The 17150-nt window shown below is 32.3% G+C and carries 27 protein-coding genes and 1 tRNA gene; all 28 read right to left on the bottom strand.

The annotated features are described in order from the left end of the window. Window positions 1-515, bottom strand: a 515-nt coding sequence (locus C7N71_RS07900) for a hypothetical protein (protein ID WP_157944397.1), incomplete at its 3' end; no start/stop codon positions are given. Between the two features lies 1 nt (window position 516). After that, window positions 517-744 carry a hypothetical protein gene (locus C7N71_RS07895; RefSeq protein WP_105988551.1) on the bottom strand — a complete coding sequence of 76 codons (228 nt, stop codon included), beginning with the start codon at window positions 742-744 and terminating at the stop codon, window positions 517-519. Continuing rightward, on the bottom strand, window positions 728-1234 hold the full coding sequence (locus C7N71_RS07890; protein ID WP_105988550.1) for a hypothetical protein: 507 nt from the start codon (window positions 1232-1234) through the stop codon (window positions 728-730). The genes C7N71_RS07895 and C7N71_RS07890 overlap by 17 nt, the downstream gene beginning before the upstream one ends. Window positions 1235-1290: 56 nt before the next feature. After that, window positions 1291-1713 (bottom strand): hypothetical protein, encoded by a 423-nt coding sequence (locus tag C7N71_RS07885; RefSeq protein WP_105988549.1) that lies wholly within the window; start codon window positions 1711-1713, stop codon window positions 1291-1293. A 13-nt stretch (window positions 1714-1726) separates the two neighbouring features. After that, entirely contained in the window at window positions 1727-2782 is a 1056-nt protein-coding gene (locus C7N71_RS07880; RefSeq protein WP_105988548.1) for a hypothetical protein, read from the bottom strand. 11 nt (window positions 2783-2793) lie between these two features. Then, on the bottom strand, window positions 2794-3027 hold the full coding sequence (locus C7N71_RS07875) for a hypothetical protein (RefSeq protein ID WP_105988547.1): 234 nt from the start codon (window positions 3025-3027) through the stop codon (window positions 2794-2796). Between the two features lie 50 nt (window positions 3028-3077). Further along, entirely contained in the window at window positions 3078-3221 is a 144-nt protein-coding gene (locus C7N71_RS08140) for a hypothetical protein (protein ID WP_157944395.1), read from the bottom strand. Next, entirely contained in the window at window positions 3208-3648 is a 441-nt protein-coding gene (locus C7N71_RS07870; protein ID WP_105988546.1) for a hypothetical protein, read from the bottom strand. Before C7N71_RS07870 ends, C7N71_RS08140 begins: the two co-directional genes overlap by 14 nt. Further along, a complete protein-coding gene (locus C7N71_RS07865; protein ID WP_105988545.1) occupies window positions 3648-4259 on the bottom strand; it encodes a hypothetical protein in 612 nt (203 codons plus the stop codon). Before C7N71_RS07865 ends, C7N71_RS07870 begins: the two co-directional genes overlap by 1 nt. After that, window positions 4252-4614, bottom strand: coding sequence for a hypothetical protein (locus tag C7N71_RS07860; protein ID WP_105988544.1), 363 nt, complete (start codon window positions 4612-4614; stop codon window positions 4252-4254). The genes C7N71_RS07865 and C7N71_RS07860 overlap by 8 nt, the downstream gene beginning before the upstream one ends. Before the next feature lie 11 nt (window positions 4615-4625). Continuing rightward, on the bottom strand, window positions 4626-4868 hold the full coding sequence (locus C7N71_RS07855) for a LysM peptidoglycan-binding domain-containing protein (protein WP_105988543.1): 243 nt from the start codon (window positions 4866-4868) through the stop codon (window positions 4626-4628). Next, on the bottom strand, window positions 4868-5965 hold the full coding sequence (locus C7N71_RS07850; protein WP_105988542.1) for a major capsid protein: 1098 nt from the start codon (window positions 5963-5965) through the stop codon (window positions 4868-4870). The genes C7N71_RS07855 and C7N71_RS07850 overlap by 1 nt, the downstream gene beginning before the upstream one ends. A gap of 15 nt (window positions 5966-5980) precedes the next feature. Continuing rightward, complete coding sequence (locus C7N71_RS07845) at window positions 5981-6370, bottom strand: hypothetical protein (protein WP_105988541.1); 390 nt, start codon at window positions 6368-6370, stop codon at window positions 5981-5983. Window positions 6371-6381: 11 nt separating this feature from the next. Further along, window positions 6382-6912: a hypothetical protein gene (locus tag C7N71_RS07840; RefSeq protein WP_105988540.1), complete on the bottom strand. Its 531-nt coding sequence runs from the start codon at window positions 6910-6912 to the stop codon at window positions 6382-6384. A gap of 98 nt (window positions 6913-7010) precedes the next feature. Beyond that, window positions 7011-7955, bottom strand: a complete 945-nt coding sequence (locus C7N71_RS07835; RefSeq protein WP_105988539.1) for a hypothetical protein — start codon at window positions 7953-7955, stop codon at window positions 7011-7013. Continuing rightward, window positions 7955-9520 carry a phage portal protein gene (locus C7N71_RS07830; protein ID WP_157944394.1) on the bottom strand — a complete coding sequence of 522 codons (1566 nt, stop codon included), beginning with the start codon at window positions 9518-9520 and terminating at the stop codon, window positions 7955-7957. The genes C7N71_RS07835 and C7N71_RS07830 overlap by 1 nt, the downstream gene beginning before the upstream one ends. Before the next feature lie 12 nt (window positions 9521-9532). Continuing rightward, entirely contained in the window at window positions 9533-10816 is a 1284-nt protein-coding gene (locus tag C7N71_RS07825) for a PBSX family phage terminase large subunit (RefSeq protein WP_105988537.1), read from the bottom strand. A 411-nt stretch (window positions 10817-11227) separates the two neighbouring features. Beyond that, window positions 11228-11779 (bottom strand): hypothetical protein, encoded by a 552-nt coding sequence (locus tag C7N71_RS07820; RefSeq protein WP_105988536.1) that lies wholly within the window; start codon window positions 11777-11779, stop codon window positions 11228-11230. Window positions 11780-11888: 109 nt separating this feature from the next. Continuing rightward, entirely contained in the window at window positions 11889-12188 is a 300-nt protein-coding gene (locus tag C7N71_RS07815; RefSeq protein ID WP_105988535.1) for a hypothetical protein, read from the bottom strand. Between the two features lie 316 nt (window positions 12189-12504). After that, window positions 12505-12948, bottom strand: a complete 444-nt coding sequence (locus C7N71_RS07810; protein WP_105988534.1) for a hypothetical protein — start codon at window positions 12946-12948, stop codon at window positions 12505-12507. A gap of 76 nt (window positions 12949-13024) precedes the next feature. Beyond that, window positions 13025-13816 carry a terminase small subunit gene (locus tag C7N71_RS07805; RefSeq protein ID WP_105988533.1) on the bottom strand — a complete coding sequence of 264 codons (792 nt, stop codon included), beginning with the start codon at window positions 13814-13816 and terminating at the stop codon, window positions 13025-13027. A gap of 99 nt (window positions 13817-13915) precedes the next feature. Beyond that, the gene (locus C7N71_RS07800; RefSeq protein WP_105988532.1) at window positions 13916-14197 is read right to left on the bottom strand and encodes an ImmA/IrrE family metallo-endopeptidase; all 282 of its coding nucleotides are present in this window, start codon (window positions 14195-14197) and stop codon (window positions 13916-13918) included. A 248-nt stretch (window positions 14198-14445) separates the two neighbouring features. Beyond that, window positions 14446-14814 (bottom strand): hypothetical protein, encoded by a 369-nt coding sequence (locus C7N71_RS07795; protein ID WP_105988531.1) that lies wholly within the window; start codon window positions 14812-14814, stop codon window positions 14446-14448. Then, complete coding sequence (locus C7N71_RS07790; RefSeq protein WP_140921744.1) at window positions 14801-15070, bottom strand: hypothetical protein; 270 nt, start codon at window positions 15068-15070, stop codon at window positions 14801-14803. Before C7N71_RS07790 ends, C7N71_RS07795 begins: the two co-directional genes overlap by 14 nt. Window positions 15071-15201: 131 nt before the next feature. Next, window positions 15202-15260: transfer RNA gene (locus tag C7N71_RS07785), tRNA-OTHER, on the bottom strand. Window positions 15261-15715: 455 nt separating this feature from the next. Beyond that, on the bottom strand, window positions 15716-16111 hold the full coding sequence (locus C7N71_RS07775; RefSeq protein ID WP_105988529.1) for a hypothetical protein: 396 nt from the start codon (window positions 16109-16111) through the stop codon (window positions 15716-15718). 11 nt (window positions 16112-16122) lie between these two features. Next, entirely contained in the window at window positions 16123-16389 is a 267-nt protein-coding gene (locus C7N71_RS07770) for a hypothetical protein (RefSeq protein ID WP_105988528.1), read from the bottom strand. Next, window positions 16370-17059 (bottom strand): putative HNHc nuclease, encoded by a 690-nt coding sequence (locus C7N71_RS07765; protein WP_105988527.1) that lies wholly within the window; start codon window positions 17057-17059, stop codon window positions 16370-16372. Before C7N71_RS07765 ends, C7N71_RS07770 begins: the two co-directional genes overlap by 20 nt. Window positions 17060-17150: the final 91 nt, after the last annotated feature.

Raw genomic sequence — 17150 nt, 5'->3', positions numbered from 1 at the left:
GCATCATTAGAGCCTTTAACTAGTGAGGCACCTAAACCAAGAGTAGTTAAACTCATGGAACGACCAACATTAATAGCTTTATCAGCTGCTTTATTCATGCGGTCAATACGACTAGTAGCATGATCATACGACCTAGCAACACTATTCATATTACGAGTGTGTTGTTGTGCATGTTTAGAAGATGAATCGGTGAACTTTTTATCATCATCAGCAAGCTTTTGTAGTGATTTTTGCACTTGTTTATGGCCAGCTACGGTTTGATCAGTTAATTTTTTATTGGATTTGATTGCTTGTTTATTTGATTCAATAACACCGTCCAGTCCGTTTTTGTAGTTCTTAGAAAAGTTGTTAATGGTTTTATCTAACTTGTCAAATTGACCATTTAGCTTATCCATAGCTTTCTGTAAACTACCACCGGAGCCAGTCATTTTAGTTATTGCTTTATTTGCTTTATCAATCGTGGTCTGATTAACCTTAACTGGAATCTTAATTGTTGCTTGACGTGATACAGCCAACCTATCCACCTCCTAACATATTGCTATATAAATCATATTGATTCTTATTACGTTTATTCATGGCATAAACGTATATAGACAATTCAGGAGCGGTCATATTCATTACATCTGCAAATGGAATATTCGCATATCCGTTGATAAAGGCATTCCATGCAATGTTGGCGTTCCCATCTTCCTTTAAATAGTGTTCAATTGCACGATTAGATATAGGTTTAAGACAAATCGCCAAGAAACGTGTCAGCTTGATCCATCATCCATGTAAATGCTTCACGAGAATGTTTATCAAAGAATTCCCATGAGATAGCTTCACCAGCGGGCTTGCCATTCACCTTAACTGAGTTAGTACCAAAGATACCAAATAATGCTTCGTGAAAGTTAACTGGAGTAAAACGAACAGCACCTGTACCAGTGTCACCATCTGGAATAACCACTTGGCGCATAGAATCAATATAATCACCTTGTTTTAWGCCAGGCGCAGTCATTTGAGCAGAAATGGTAGTACCATTCTTTTCAGTGATTGAAATTTCACGAGTACGGTCATCAATATCTTTTACTGATGTACGTTGGTCTAAAGTAGCATTACTATTAGTGATTACTGGTGTTGTGCCACCATCTTTGTTTTCGCCATCAGCTTTAACGGGATTTTCTCCTTCGTTGTTTGCTGGTTGACCGCCTTGTAAATCCTTGTTTTCTTCTTTTTGTTCTGTAAATTCAGCCATAATTTATAACCTCTTTCTTAAAATTTATTATTTATAGTAATTGATTGATTCTTATATTAAGCAGCCGCGGCATCAGCACGAATACACTTGAATTGCATAGCAACTGTTGGAGCTTCATTACCAGCATTTAAATCTGGAATCTTAATAAATGAAGCACTTGAACTAGTAATACGTTCCATGGGAGTTAAAATATTAATTTTATGTTCAGCTAAACGTTCATTGTTTTCATTTTTTAAGAACTTTCTCCACATATTAGACATACGACTAGAATTTACGGTAATAGTTGCTTCTGCATTATGATTAATTACTCGCATACCATTACCCCAAACATCAACTGAAATTGTGATATTGTCTTGATCAAATGAACAGGTAAATAAATCACCAGTAGTTGCTAAATCTAAAGCAACACCATCAATTTCAATAATCACATCTGCAATATCCCATGTATGGTCTTGAGCAGTTTGAGTTAAACTTGTCATGTATAATTCCTCCTTATAATACTTCTGGTAGAACAACGGTTTGACTGAATGAAGCATCATCAATAGTGAACTTAGGTGTGTACTTCCAATTCATACCAGTTAAACGACCAGAGGCTTTTTTGCTTTCTGAAATGTTGTTTGCATCAACAGAATGAACATCAAATTGTGTTTCAATAAATCCACGAGTGGCATATTCGTTTAATACACCATAAATGGAATTTTCGAATAGTTTAATACCAGTGTTGTCGTAAGTAATACGACCATTATTTTGTAAAATTACATTGTTCAATGAACTGGTAATTTCATTAGTGATGGCATCACGGACAACCATAGCTTGAAATTGATCACCAGATTGACTTACTCCACTAGTCATCATTGGTGTACCACCACGCCATGCATAAGTAGCAATCTTATTAGGTACAAAGTATTTTTCTAATTCATTAGCACCAAATTCATACTTGTCTTGTGGAGTAACACCATCTAGATTATTGACTAAAGCAGCATCAGTACCTAAGCCAGCATTGGCATAAGTAGATAAGAAGTGAGCACCTTGAAATTCATCGGTTCCATTAATTAAGTTTTTGGCCATAATTAATGTTGCTTTATTGTTATCAATGTTCAATCCACTAACTGCAGCAGGTAATTTAGTTACATCTGAGTAAGTTAAATCGACAATTAATTCTTTGTTGTCTTGTGCTTCAACAAAGTTAGAAATAGCAGCAATGTCTGATAAATTCTTATCATCAATGCTCATATGAACTAAGAAGTATTGCGCCCCTGAGTAGTAGTATTTATTCATAACAGAAGTTAATGAATTACCGTCACCAACCTTGTAACTGGTAACCTGGAACAATGGTGAATTTTCATTGTTAAAGTAAGCAGTAGCTTGACTGTACACAGCTGAACCTAACGAATAGTCTTTAATTACTTCTGCGAGTCCATGATAATTTTGTAGTCCTTCATGGTCAGTTGGATTGATTAACATGATGCCGGCCATTCCAGCATCTAAGACTGGTCTAGCATAGCTAGTATCAATCTTGATTGGACTCATTGTTTTAATTTTTTCCAATTTGAAACCTCCTATTTTGTATTAGCAGTATCAACGCTATTAATCTTGTTAATTTTGCTTGCATAATTACGATAAGCAGTAATTTTTAAGGTAATCGTGGAAGTATTGACATTAAACAAGTTAGAGAAGTCGTTAACTGCTCCAGTTGAGTTATTAATATCGTTGATTACTACACCATATTGGTGAAATTTAGATTTATATAACGGATCAAATAGCAGAGTTGCGATATCATCAGCCATTTGCATAGTGTCGTTACCATTAGTGGAATAGCAGTTAATTTGAATTAAATAATCTGCTATTTCTTTATTCCTAGAACCAATGGAATTTTATCTGAGTAGTCCATAAGAACATGTTCACCATCAAATCCAGTTATATCTTCGATAGTGTGGCGCAATTGTCCATAGAATGCGCCCCAATTGAATGTTTTAGCGCTGTACATTGTCGTCACTCCTATCTGTAAGTTGGTAAACAAAAAAGCCAACCATGTCGTCATAGTCAGCTTTCTTCTTCACTTTTATAATTTTGTCTTTGTATTTTACTTTGGTTTTAAGCGGAACATCTAACTTTGATATCCACTCATAATCATATGATTCCGCAGTGCTACCACTTAGCATTTGTAGTTGATTACCCAGTGAACTACTAGCTGATGCACCAGTGGGACCAAATAACTCATTAGATGATTTTTGCCAATCATCATAATTGTTATTACTTGAATCTGTATCACCAATGTCACCAAAGTTTTCATCAGATGATTGGCTAGAATCACTATTTTCATGATATATAGCATATTCTAATTCAACACCATATAGTCTAACTAGTTTGTTGTAAGCAGTAATACTTCTACGTTTTAATGTTTTATCAACCATTAAACCACCACCCAATCAATTGAACGTTGTAACGCACCAGTATCAAAAAGTGGATGGTTAAATCCTTTATTGCGTTCAGTCGCTGGAGCATTAGGCGTTGCAGTCATTTCAGCCATTTGTTTTTTCATAAGAACAGCAATGGTTTTACCGACTTTTGTAAGCACTTCGCCAGCAGTTGAATCACCTAAAAGAATATCAACAACACCTTCATGTAAAATTGGTTCAGCTAAATCTAAACACTTCTCTTGAGTAAGTGAAATGAACGGTCTAGCAGGTATTTTAACTTGCAGCTTTAAGATAAAGTATATTACTAGCTTGCCATTTTCGTTCTTAGCCAGCGTAGGCGTGCCATTCTTACTCATATGGAAAAACAGTCCATTAATCTCACGAGCGTGCCTTTTGCCTGCGATAGGCATTGGCAAAGTAAGATATTTTCCATTAACTGGATTAATCGTAGCACCATTATTCTGTACTTCAGCAATCATTTGATTGTACTCAACTGTACGATCACCAGTAGCATGAATAACCCCAACATATAAAGTGTGCTTAGAATCATCTAAATGATTTAGCTCTTTTAATCCTGGTGTTAAATTATCAAAATCATCAGCCAATTTGAATCTTCCAATCATTTTCAGATAGTCCTAAGTCATTTAAAAGGTCCATAAAATCACTTAAGTAATTATTACTGCCCTGTGAGTTAGAACTAAATTGAGCTTGAAAAATATCAGCTTTAGCAGTGGTAACACTACCGTCAGCAGATTGATTATTTTTCAGCAGATAAGCTGAGTATAAGGTAAGTAGCATGATTAGTTCATCATTGCTAACTTTATCCTTATATTGACGACATTTGGTATATGCACGAGTTATGATGAAATTTAATTTATCTTCAGCACCAGAATCATCAAAGAGTTCAGCATAATTGGTTTTTAAATTATCTTGAACCTTTTGCATTAATTCAGCGTCCATATTGACACCTCCTAGTTAGTAGGCTTTTTATTAGGATCAAAAGTTTCTACACCAGAATGATTTTGATTATCAGATGTATTATTGCTATTTTGAGAATCATTTGGTTTATCATCAGTAGGAATTTCGATAGTTCTGCCTTCAACCAAATATGGTTGTGGTAGTAATTCATTGGCTTTACGCAAGTTTCCTACTGAAACATGATGAGTAGTTGCTAAGGTAGCTTCATCGTCATTTTTTTGAACTACGTATTGCATTATTTACCACTTGCCTTTCCTGTTGTGTTTGAAGATGAATTAGAGTTAGAGCCATTTGAACTGCCAGTTGTCTTAGAAGTATCTTCACCAACATGCATAATGTAGATATTTTGAGATTTATCTAGTGAAGGTAATGATTTATCAGAAACCTTAACATTAGTACCTACTGGATCAATTTGACGATAAGTAACTAATGTAATTCCATCGGCTGTTCTAGAAACTTGAGCGCCAGATTGACCATCTAGATTGCCCATTGATTCTGCTGTATCTCCCCAACCCATACGACCTAATGAACCACTAGGCAATAGAATTACAGTGTCATCTGCTAAAAGATTGCTTGTATCATAAGTTAAGATGGTTAACCCAGTGAGTTGTGAAAATTGATTAGATACAGTTGAAGCCGGAATGGCAAAGTTATTTGATAACTTACCAATACCAATTGATTGTAGTAAATCGCCAGATTTAGCTAATTTATCAAAAGTGTTTGAGTTCATTAATGCATAAGTAATGGAAGTCGCATTATCGTTACGCATTTTCTTAATTCCATCTTTAATATCTTGAATTGCACTTGAATCTTTATTTCCCCATGGTGTGTTAGTTTGAACAATATGTTCTTCTGGAACATGAAAGTCACGAATACCAGTTTTAGAACTAACAATTTTACCAGTTTGTAGAGCTTGTAAAGCCATTAATTCACGATTGTAGTATGCGTCTCTTAATAATGTTGCAGCATCTCTTAGTTGAGTTTGCCCAATAGAAGTAGCGGCACCTGAATTAGGGTTATTATATAGTGCTTGTTGGATACGCGCATGTCTTTCTTCATTCATTAATTTGGCGTTCTTAAATTTCATCATATTGTATGAATCAGTTTTAAAACCAACATTGCCTTTGTATGAAACATTAGTATCATAGGCAACTTCGGTTAAGCCTTCGTCTGGTTGATCTGAATCAAAGTATGCTGTAATGGTATCACCTTGTTGATATTCATCATCGAATAATTGCTTAGATAGCATTGGGCTGTTTTGATTATTAGGGTTATCATTCCAATATCCAATGATTGCGTTAGGACTGTCTAAGTCTTGAATTGTGTTTGTCATTTGTTAAATTCCTCCTTATTTAGTAGCATTATTTACGAAATGAACACCTGGTAGTTGTGCCTTTAAAGCGTCAACTACATCTGCTGTATAAAATGGCTTAACACTATCACTCATTTGAGCAATATTAATGTATCCATTTGTGACAATAGATACATATTGTTTACCATCTTTAAAGTTATAATCATTTCTTAAAATCCCTTGTGCTTGTTTTGGATCGCTTACAGGTTGAGCAATTGCATCATCATTTAATGCAATATCTTTGTTTGCGCCCATTAATTGACCAGCTAGTAAATATTTGTTGCCATCTGTATCAGCTGAAATGTTTGAGCCATCAGCAACAATAGATTTAGCAAAAGCATCTTCAGGTTTGATTAAGATATTTTTAGAATCTGAATAATTTTTCATATTTTCACTCCTTAGTTTTTAATCCAGTAAGATAGGTCCTGCTTAGGAAGACTTTTGGCTAATGTAGAACCAATATTTTCTTTTGGCTTACGTTTAGTATCTTTAGGCAAATCTTTATCTGCTGGTTTAGAATCTGCTTTTAATTTCTTGATGTATTCATATTTGCTGTTAGATGTGTCTGCATCTTTAGTAACGATAAATTTTAAGTCATTAGCAGTTAATTTGATGCCATCTTCTTTTGCTTTAGATTGAATATCACTCTTAATAGATTTGACCTGGTCTTTATTTTCTAAATTACCAATTTTTTCTTTTAATTCGTTATATTCATCAATAGAAACATACTTAGTGGAATCAACATTGTCGTTATTATCTTTAGTTTCTTTTTTAGTATCCTTGTTAACGGCCTTATTATTATTTTTAGTTTCTAAATTGTTAATACGGCGTTCTAAAGATTTAACATACTCACTTTTTTGTTCATCGTGAGTTTCAGTTTGATTATTATCAACTGTTTCATCGGTTGTTTCAGTTGCATCTTCAGCCATTATTTTCACCTCAATATTATTTATTTAGCAGCTTTTAATGACTTCAGCTTTATTGGTCATAAATTTATGTATTAAAAAAGCCCAMACATTTGTGTGAGCTAAAATATTCTATTTACTGTTATTAATCGACTATGTGAATCACCACTGGGAATTTTGTAGCAACGGCAATTTGGATGGCTTGAATCAGGTATGCTTGGAGCGTTATCTATTTTGTAAGTTCCAGCTAAGCCAATACACTTTTGACATGCACCTGGTTGATTAACTACATCAACATCAGTAATACCGCTCATTGAGTAGGTGACCGTGTTGACCTGGTCAATCAAACGACTGCTTTCAGTTCTAACAATTCTTCTAGCATTAAACTCCATTTGTTTAACTCTGTCACCAACGTATTTGGTTGGTTTAAACTGATTCTTGTTAGCGTGTGTTTCTAAAATATCATCTAAATTATTGATACTCATTCCATGCTTTAAATGCTTATTGACTAATGTTTGAATATCATTTGCTAATGAATCCGAATCAATCCATAAATTTTTACTCCATATATCATGCGTAGATTGCTGAGTAATGATTGATGTAGCCTTCTTATCAGCACTAGGATTAGTTTTAACCATGCTTTCAATAATTTTAATTTGGTCATTGCCATCTTTGGTTATGCGATCAGAAATGATATTTTGATTTTTAACAGTCATTTTAATTATCCCTAATGCCATTAATGCTTCGATTGTATGCAATGTACTAATTCCAGCAATGTGACCATAAGCTTTTACTCTATTAATTGCTTCATCTGGCCAATTTTTCATATTGACTTGCTTAATTGCATTAATCCATTGTTGAGTATCCCAACTACTTGCACTTTGACCAACTTCGGAAACAGATAACTGGTTATCTTTGGCATATTTAGCATAGAAGGTCATCAAATTAGCTTTAATGAACACCATACATTCGGCATAATATTCATTTAGCTGTTTATCACTATCATTATCCTGGTCGATTAGTGATTGAATGCGCTTTTTAGCGCGTCCTATATTGGCTTGTAGCATTACTTATCACCTTTATTGTCTGAAATTGCTTTGTCGGACGCGTTAGCAGTGACTTGTTGAGATTGTTCCTTCATTTGTTGCATTTTTTGAATAATTTCCTGCTTATTAGACAATGATTTTAGATATTGAACAGAATTTTCATTAGGGATTTTCCCAAATACATTAGAAAATGCTTGCGTTTCTTCAATTACATTATGTGGAACGTTAAAGTTGAATGAATAGCTAAGTGCATATGCATCTTCGCTAATATGCTTGTAAGCAAATAAGATGCTAAATAGCTGCCTAAGCAATGATTTCAATTTCTTAGCCTTAGTATTAGCCTTAGATTGCATGGTTTGATAGCGTTGAAATAATGCAGTTCCAGAAATATTACTCATATTAGAGCCTAGTTTGCTGTCATTCATATCAACTATTTGCGAGATTTGATAAATTAAATCAATATTCCGATTTAAAGTGTTTTCCTGCATTTCATCATTAGGAGTTGGGCTGATAAATGAAACTGAAGGACTAATTACGCCATTTTGCCCATCATATTTCCATGGAGAACCAGATGTTGGATATAAATTAATAAAATTATGTTGATTCATGTCGGTAACCTGATCACTATCCATCTTTGTTCCAGAAACAAATAAATAACTATTTTTGAATGAATCAGTATCATTTGTTTTGTTGGATATGGTTTCATTTACACTATCCACTAGATTAATGACATCATCCATCAAGCCTATTCGTTCTTCGTTGTCTTTTAGTTCTAATACTGGCAAGAATGGAAAATTATCATGCGTATTAGAAATACCAATGCCTTTATCTGATGAGCTATCTACTTTTAGATTCTTACCTGCGCTTCCAACTGTATTGTTAGTATCAAAAGTATAATCATTAGCTGGAGTAATGACAGTTCCAGAATAACCATTGTTGCCATTTGAATAGCGAATAGCAAACATCGGATTATGTTTAACAGTATCATCATAGACAACAATGGTATCCATAGGAGAACATGGAGCAATTTCAATATCCTGGCCATTATCAAATACATATAAGTATGCACGACCATAAATATCAGATAACTTAGATAATTCTGTAATTAAATCATCAAAATCAGATTTTTCTAGCCATTGTTGAATGGTGTTATTAATTTCATTATTGTTGTTAGTATCAGAAACTTGAACTTTACCGAAATTACAGAAACCATTGAAAGTATCAATAAGTTTCTTAGGAAAGTTAATAATCAAGCGACTATCAGGTTTACCTTTAGGTGCATCATCTTTTTCAATAATACGATCATGTCTACCTTTGTAATACATAGACTTCATTTGATACTTAGGCAAAATAAATTGTTCATGATAATTAATAATGGTATATAAATCGTCCATATTCCCAGTTATATTCATTTCTTTTGGATATATGAACACATCATTATCATCAATGTAAGCATTGCCACCAAGCTTCATTTTTCCACTATTGGTAAATGAATCCGCAATATTTACATTAGAATTTATTGGCGTACCTGGTAGCATAAAATCCTGCATATTAAAGTGTTCATTATCATCAATATTAAAGTCCATTTTTATCATCTCCTATCTCATTCCGAATTGAATTCCGCCATCTTCATCTTGTCTATCTAGCAATACAGTTACTAAGAACATCACAAAATAGCGTTCAGCATCTTGCAAATGGTCATGCTTTTTAATTACTTTGTCGATACCCTTTTCAGCTAATTTAGTATTCCATGCATAACTAGTCTTTTCTCTAAAGAAATCTGGTAAATTAGGTGTGTACCAAATTAAGCCATTATTCATAGCATTCTGAACTTCACGAATACCATCTAAAACATCATTATTAGCTGGAATAACTGTATAACCACGTTGCTCTAATTCAATAGCAAAGGCTTTAGCAGATGGATCCAATATAATTGGTGCTTTTCTAGCTAAATCACCTAAAAAAGTATCTAAATCATTAGCATATTCAGTAATACTTTTATCATGCTGTTCATGGCGACCATCATAGTAATATTGCTTTAAGCATGGCCATGTATTGTTGTAATTTCCCCATAATAAAAAAGCTGTGGGGTTTTGTGCACCAAAGTCACAGCTTACATAGTAGTTAGTTATTTCATTGATAGGTGGATAATCATGAATCATCGTTTTCTTATTAAAATTACTATATACAAGGCCCTCTGCCATTACCCAATCACCATCAATGTATCGTTTTCTAAACATGCCTTGATAGCGACCTTTGATATTCTCAATATCTTCATTAGAAAGGATTGGATTATCATACATATTAAATTTAATTCTAATGGCGTTTTGTCTTCCTAAATCATCAATCCATTGCTTTTTGAACCAGTGATATGGACCTTTAGGGTTACAGTTGAACCAATATTTTCTATTGGGATAAGTTAAAGCACGTAACGTGGCTTGATTAACAAATGATTCCGCTTGAATAGCAACTTCATCAAAGTAACAGCCAGCTACGGTAATTCCTTGAACGAGATCTTGGCTACTTTCGTCTTTACCGCCGAATAGATAATAATAATTAGTATGGCCACCATAGTTGATAGTCATTTTCTTTTCTTGTTTTAGATATTTAATCCTATAACCACGTTCAGTAAGCAATGATATCAACGGTGAGATAACATTACGTTCAAGTGATTGAATTGTTTTACCAGCCATTAAGAAGTTAGTCTCATCAAACTCTGTCATGGACCAATAAACAAAACCTTGTCCCATCCAGAAAGTTTTACCAGTACGAACAGATCCATCACCGATTATTGCAGTTTTATTCTTATATCTATCCATTGTCCACCAGCCAATTAGGAACAATTGTTTCCAACTTGGCGGTTTTAAATCCATTACTGCCATGTTATCTCACCACCTTTAATTAATTTTATGTATAAAAAAAGAACTCACAAGGAGTTCTAGTTATATTTCATTAAAAGATAATATATTATTATGATAAATATAAATAAAGAAATAAAAAATGTGTAATTGATTAACTTATAACTAACTTTAAAAACATAGGTCAAAATTTCTTTTATATTATTTGAGGAAAATATTTTACATAATAAATAGTTTAATATCAAGAAAATAAAAACTAAAAACGATAAGTAAATGAAAAGAACAAATAAATTATTTATTATAATATTGTTATTTAATATAAAATTATATTCAGAAAATAAATAATGAATTACTAAAAAAATTATAATAAAAAAATCAAACAAGGCAAAAAGAATAAAAGAAATTTTCGTTTTATTTATACTCATAATATTTTGCTCACATACTAGATAATTTCAAGTTCTTAATTTCTAATTTAGACATATTATTATTTATAATTAGAATAGCTTTTATTTCCATTTCTGTATATCTTTCTATACATTGCAAAAAGTGAAATGGTTCTGAACTTGTTATTCTTTTATTCCAATCAGATTTAAGTAAGAGTCTACAAAGTTGATTAAATATAAAAGTATATTTATATGTTTTTATACACATATTTCGGTCCAATTCATAAGAGTATTTATTCTTTAAAAAGTAGTAGTAATGTAAACAAGTATCATCTAAGTCTTGTTTTCTTTCATTCATTCTAAAATCTAAGGGATATTTTTTCCTATCAAAATATTGATTTTCTATTCCTCTAGTAGCACTTAAAAATGTTCTAAATAGTTCTAAATCTCTAGCATTAATCGATGTATTACAAGAAAGATTAAACAACTTTTCTCTCCAAACAGACTCGCTATGCAATGAGTTCTGTTCATTATTTTTTCTTGTAAAAATGGGAGATATAAATAAGGTTAATAAGACTCCTATAATTCCTGACAAAATTTCCATATATGTAATTCCTCCTATATAATAGGTTATTATTCTTACAGAAAAAAGTACATACTTAAAAAGTTAGATCCTAAATTTTTGTACTAAAAAAGACACTCTTTTGAGTGCCTTAATAGCCTTTCATATACCATGAATCACCATTCATTTTAAAAGTTCCTTCATGATCTTTATATTTTAAGGTCAATTCATTATTTTCAATTTTTATTTCAGAATCTGATGTTAGTAAGCTCATGATATCTGAAGCTTCGCTGAAAAATGCAAAAGGCTTAACCGCAATTGCTATATCCATAAGAACTTTATTAACAATAGCATCTTTAGTAGGACCCTTATCTGGTAATGCAAATTTAAAGGGTGCTGAAACATTTAAAGTGTTATTCTTGTATTCTGCATTTATTGAATATAAATTCATATTTATGCCCCCACTAAAAAAGACATCCTAAATTAATAGAATATCTTAATAAATATTACATTTTGATTACAATTTATAAATTACCTTGTTTTTAACTTAATCACAAGGCTTATTTTCGTGTTTTGATGTTGCTGTAAGCGTTGACATAACAACGTTCATAGCTTGTTAAAAGTTTCTAATTAACATAATCATTATTATCCGAAGCTGTTTCATTAAACCTTATTAAATCAACACGCAAAACTCATTCTCATTTGTCAAATACAACTTTCACAAACATCTTTGTGAATTGGACGTTTGTGAAGTAGTTTCACAAAGTCTATTTTAAACGAAAATTATCTAAATTAAAGTTGTCATGAAAAATTATAAACAATTTTTTCCTTACATATTTTCTTATAAACTGAACAATTATTGACGTAATAAAAATATAAAATGCAATATAAAAATATGATTCTAATTTTCCTGAAGAATAAATCTTAATAGATTCATTATTAGCAACTACATACATACAAGTAAAAAATGAACCATTTATAATAAAAGCTACGCTTACAGAGTTATAGTATAATATTCTATCTTTAACTTTCTCCTCATAAATATACATTCTTTCATTAATAGACTTATTCATTAAATTACGCTTGATTGTTTCAGGTTTAGCAAAAATATAAAATGCATTTTCCATAAATAAATAAAAAGAAATTACAAGCAAAACGGGAAGTAAAACAATAGATAGCAGTGTTGGGGATATTTCATTAATTAAAGTCAAATAACCAACTCCTTATATTTATAATTTTAACTCACCAAACAATTATTTACATTATATGAGTCTAAAAAATATAACATTACTCCTCAATATCATTTGCATCAATCTTACCTTCACCAGTTTCAGCGGCTTGTCGTACAGCTTTTATAACTGGGTCGTCTTTGGCATTCGTTTTACCTTCAGGCAATACTTTAAGCAGCTCTTTTAAAATGGCATTCTTATCAAATAAATCTAATTTAAAACCATCTCGACCACTACTGATTGATTTAATCAAGCTTGTATCCATATTATTTATGTCTTTAGGGATCACTTGAACAGTGCAGTATGTATGAGGTGTACCATCTGCATTTAGAACGTCTGGATCAATTACTTTTTGAGTGACAACTTTAACGAAGTCACCAATGCGAGATTTAGATATTTTCAGCATTGAGTTAATTGCATCTGTTTTGGTTGCAATGACGTCCATACTTATTTCTTCATGACATTTTTGAATAAGTTGCTTTATCTGAGTATTTCTGAGTAAAGCTGGTCCATTTGTCATTGCTGTTTCATAACTGCAACCGTAAGCATCTTGATACGCTCGAGTTGCGTTGAATGATTGTAAATACAATAAACAAAACTGTTTTTGATGCTCGTTAGTATCATCATTTTCACTAATTATTTTTGCAACTTTTTTTGTATGCATACTTTTTGATTTTGTACGCGTACTTTTTTGTTTTGTCTGCATACCTTTTTTACGAGTCCATTTATATCTAGTTTTCCATGATTTAACAGTAGATAAAGATACATCATACTTACTTGCAATATCTTTATACTTCATACCAGCTAAATAATCTTCTTTAGCTTTGTCTATATTCTCATTAGCTTCCATTCTACATACACACACCTCACTTTTAATCGCCTATATAATAGGTAGGTTTTTTGTTTATACACATAGCGGGAAACGATCCCACTTGAATACCATAATGTGTTATTTGCTTTCTACAATCTCACTTAAGTTATTATCTTTAAGAACTTGATATAAAACATTACCAAATGCCACAATTAATTGTTCATTGGCATTTAAGTCATCATATCCTGTATTCCATAAGATGATATGTGTTATTTCATGAACCAAAGTTTGAAGTTTGTTTTGTTTATCTTGATTAGATTCAAGTTTAATGACACTATTTGCATAATCACTAAAACCTAAGACTTTATTAGTTCCTTCGAACAAGTTCTTAACTATAGATATTTTAAAATCTATACCCATAATATTTATATGCTTATTATCTAAATTAATTGTAGTCACTCCTTACCAAAACTATAATTATATGTGGAGGTGATAATTATGACTCAAGAGCATAGAAACTATCCTGCTCATCCACATAAGCCAGGTCCAAAGACTGTAACTGTTCGTCCATCTAGAAAGCAACCTGGTTACAAACGTTCTACAAGACGTAAATAATAATTAGCCCTAATTAATGGGCTTTTTATTTTATAATCATTCCGTTAAAGTAACTACTTATTGGCTAATACATTTGCAACTAGATTTCTTAAATCTTGATTACCAGTTAAATCGGGATCAATAGCATTGATTACTTCATCAACAGTAAGTGGTTGTGTTCTCTCAGTAGCATTTAGCTTAGCAACCACAGTTTTAACTTCATCTGCTGTAATCTTTCTATCTGGAACTTTAGTAGTGCTACTTGGCATAGAACCACCTTCAATCGGATTGTTTATATTGTGTAGTTCACTCAAATAAACAGATGCATTGTCATAGTTATCGGCACTAATGTTTAACATAGCTGCTACCTTGTAGTAACCTTTCAATTCTTCAACACTAAAAATATTTTTCTTTAAAAAGTCTAATTCATCATTTAACTTCATACTTGTTCAGCTCCTTTTGTGTATCTACACGCATCTCATTCAATAAATCAATGAATTTATGATAAACATGCGCCTTTTCTTGAATATTTTGTGTTTTCCCAATACCTAAGTGGTTTAATCCGTAATCAGTTAATTGGCTTTTAATTTCAGCACGTTTCATTCTCTTAGCTTTTTCAGCTTGTTGCTTATCAATTCTGCCACACATACTATCTTCATACCTCCTAGCGGATACATAACCATTAAACATTCTTTTCATTGGTTTGCTCCTTAATTATTTTTATGTATTAAAAAAGCAGCTACATCTCTGTAACTGCTTTCGATAAATTGTTAATGAAATACAAATAGTTCTCTGGATTAACTTTCTATTTGTATTTTGCCATACGGCAACTGGTAGAACTGGAATCGAACCAGTGCCTGTTTATGCTCTACCACTGAGCTATCTACCAAGAAAAACACCACCTAGCATCAAAATTCGTTGCTTTTTGAGAGCCTAGGCATGTTCCCCTGAAAATAAAAAGTACATTTTTTGTCCGATGGACGGACAGTTTTACATGCTTTCCACACATGTTAGCCATAAGCTAATTGGGGCAATCGGAATCGAACCGATACATAAGCTGCTCTTAACAGCTCCACTCTACCTAGTTGAGTTATACCCCACCATACACAATTAACACGGAGTTAATTTGCGATACACATACGCAAAAGGAGAATCGAACTCCAATTTAAGACTAACCATAGTTGCGTGCCTTAGTTTTTTTGAATTATAAAAAAGGAGTATTCACTAAGTGAACACATATTGGTCTAAACATTGGTAAGACAAGAGTGAAATAACTGCTCTATACAATTATTTCACTATACCAAATATACACCGTTTCACTATCCTTGAGCTATCAAATTACTATCAATTTGCTATCATTTTTTTATTAACAATTAATGGACACATTTCATAAAAATTAAGTAATGCCTTGTTCTGTTTTCTAAAGAATGTTGGCTCAGATAATCCTACATCGTTATAAATAGAATGACACAACTCACCATTTAAATATCTGCGATTAATAATTGTTGTATATAATTGAGAATCTAAACTATTAACCGTTGCCCTAACAGTCTCACAGAATTGAGTAGCACTAATCCCACTAACTACTTTGTTTTCTGATGGGTTGCCTTTATTTGAACCACTAGGCATACCAGTATATTCAACTGCACTGATTGCTAATTTACGCTGCTTTTCAATCTTATGTTGCTTTTGATATTCATCTAAAATTAAAATTGCTTGTTCAATGCGTTCATCTTTCATACATATCACTCCTAAATATAAAAATCATCATTCAATCCACTAATTTCATCATCATGTGTTTTTATAATTTGCTTAATCTTGCTGGCACTTACTTTATCAAGTGCATCGTCTAAGTGAGCTATATCTTCATAAAACGCTGCTATCACTTTAAAATCAAAGTTTGACTCCTCGATGACCTTAACAGCTAAATTTGCATCTGGAATTGAGCCAAACTCATGCTTACATTGCACATGGTCATGCAGCAGGTGAGCTAAATCATCATTTGTTAGGTACTTCATCTTCAATCGCTCCTTTATCACTCAAATTCAATTCTTCAATTAATTCCCTGGTTAGCTTCACTGGCTTAATTTGATACTTCTTAGCAAATGACTTAACACCTATCTTGTGGCGTTCTGTGTGATGCTTACGACAAACACTCCATGCATACATACCAATCTGATTTACGTGTCGCCTATTCCTTCCACTTCCAATAGTATTGAAATGGTCGACATCTGCATGTGGCTTTCCACATACATAACACAATCTATGTTTAATTAATCTTATTCTTAAAGCATATGAATGTTGAATTTCATCAAATACTTTAGTAGTAAATGGAATTTCTTCTTTTAAGCAATATGCGATTAAAAAATCGATAAACACTTTAGCCATATTAATTCCACAATTACTTAATGAGAACCATTTAGGATGGCGTCTAGTACATAAGAATCTAACTTTCATACGCTCTTCTACTTCAATAAGTGAATAGCCTGTGTAATCACTAATATCACTCATCATTGCCCACGCCTTATTTCGCTGATCTTTAGTGATATGTCTTCCATCATCAATATTAAGTTCTACTTGGCTTCCCAAGTTTGCTTTTATGAATCTGATTAATTCATCAGTTAGCTTATCTACTTTTAACTGTATAATGCCATTTTCAAAGCCAACTATATAACCATTAATTTCCATTTAATCATCTTCATTATTCTTAGGCTTACTGCCCCAATAATTAAAATTCAACATCATTAACATTGATACTGATCTATCCCAGCTCATTCCA

The sequence above is a fragment of the Apilactobacillus timberlakei genome (assembly GCF_002993965.1).
Lineage (GTDB): Bacteria > Bacillota > Bacilli > Lactobacillales > Lactobacillaceae > Apilactobacillus > Apilactobacillus timberlakei.
The sequence above is the reverse complement of the archived record's forward strand: the minus strand, read 5'-3'. Positions and strand labels throughout refer to the sequence as shown.

Coding starts and splice junctions, on each gene's coding strand:
- C7N71_RS07885 (WP_105988549.1), bottom strand. CDS start 1,713: ATGACAAGTTTAACTCAAACTGCTCAAGACCATACATGGGATATTGCA.
- C7N71_RS07875 (WP_105988547.1), bottom strand. CDS start 3,027: ATGCAAATGGCTGATGATATCGCAACTCTGCTATTTGATCCGTTATAT.
- C7N71_RS08140 (WP_157944395.1), bottom strand. CDS start 3,221: ATGTACAGCGCTAAAACATTCAATTGGGGCGCATTCTATGGACAATTG.
- C7N71_RS07870 (WP_105988546.1), bottom strand. CDS start 3,648: ATGGTTGATAAAACATTAAAACGTAGAAGTATTACTGCTTACAACAAA.
- C7N71_RS07860 (WP_105988544.1), bottom strand. CDS start 4,614: ATGGACGCTGAATTAATGCAAAAGGTTCAAGATAATTTAAAAACCAAT.
- C7N71_RS07855 (WP_105988543.1), bottom strand. CDS start 4,868: ATGCAATACGTAGTTCAAAAAAATGACGATGAAGCTACCTTAGCAACT.
- C7N71_RS07850 (WP_105988542.1), bottom strand. CDS start 5,965: ATGACAAACACAATTCAAGACTTAGACAGTCCTAACGCAATCATTGGA.
- C7N71_RS07845 (WP_105988541.1), bottom strand. CDS start 6,370: ATGAAAAATTATTCAGATTCTAAAAATATCTTAATCAAACCTGAAGAT.
- C7N71_RS07840 (WP_105988540.1), bottom strand. CDS start 6,912: ATGGCTGAAGATGCAACTGAAACAACCGATGAAACAGTTGATAATAAT.
- C7N71_RS07835 (WP_105988539.1), bottom strand. CDS start 7,955: ATGCTACAAGCCAATATAGGACGCGCTAAAAAGCGCATTCAATCACTA.
- C7N71_RS07830 (WP_157944394.1), bottom strand. CDS start 9,520: ATGGACTTTAATATTGATGATAATGAACACTTTAATATGCAGGATTTT.
- C7N71_RS07825 (WP_105988537.1), bottom strand. CDS start 10,816: ATGGCAGTAATGGATTTAAAACCGCCAAGTTGGAAACAATTGTTCCTA.
- C7N71_RS07820 (WP_105988536.1), bottom strand. CDS start 11,779: ATGGAAATTTTGTCAGGAATTATAGGAGTCTTATTAACCTTATTTATA.
- C7N71_RS07815 (WP_105988535.1), bottom strand. CDS start 12,188: ATGAATTTATATTCAATAAATGCAGAATACAAGAATAACACTTTAAAT.
- C7N71_RS07805 (WP_105988533.1), bottom strand. CDS start 13,816: ATGGAAGCTAATGAGAATATAGACAAAGCTAAAGAAGATTATTTAGCT.
- C7N71_RS07800 (WP_105988532.1), bottom strand. CDS start 14,197: ATGGGTATAGATTTTAAAATATCTATAGTTAAGAACTTGTTCGAAGGA.
- C7N71_RS07795 (WP_105988531.1), bottom strand. CDS start 14,814: ATGAAGTTAAATGATGAATTAGACTTTTTAAAGAAAAATATTTTTAGT.
- C7N71_RS07790 (WP_140921744.1), bottom strand. CDS start 15,070: ATGAAAAGAATGTTTAATGGTTATGTATCCGCTAGGAGGTATGAAGAT.
- C7N71_RS07775 (WP_105988529.1), bottom strand. CDS start 16,111: ATGAAAGATGAACGCATTGAACAAGCAATTTTAATTTTAGATGAATAT.
- C7N71_RS07770 (WP_105988528.1), bottom strand. CDS start 16,389: ATGAAGTACCTAACAAATGATGATTTAGCTCACCTGCTGCATGACCAT.
- C7N71_RS07765 (WP_105988527.1), bottom strand. CDS start 17,059: ATGGAAATTAATGGTTATATAGTTGGCTTTGAAAATGGCATTATACAG.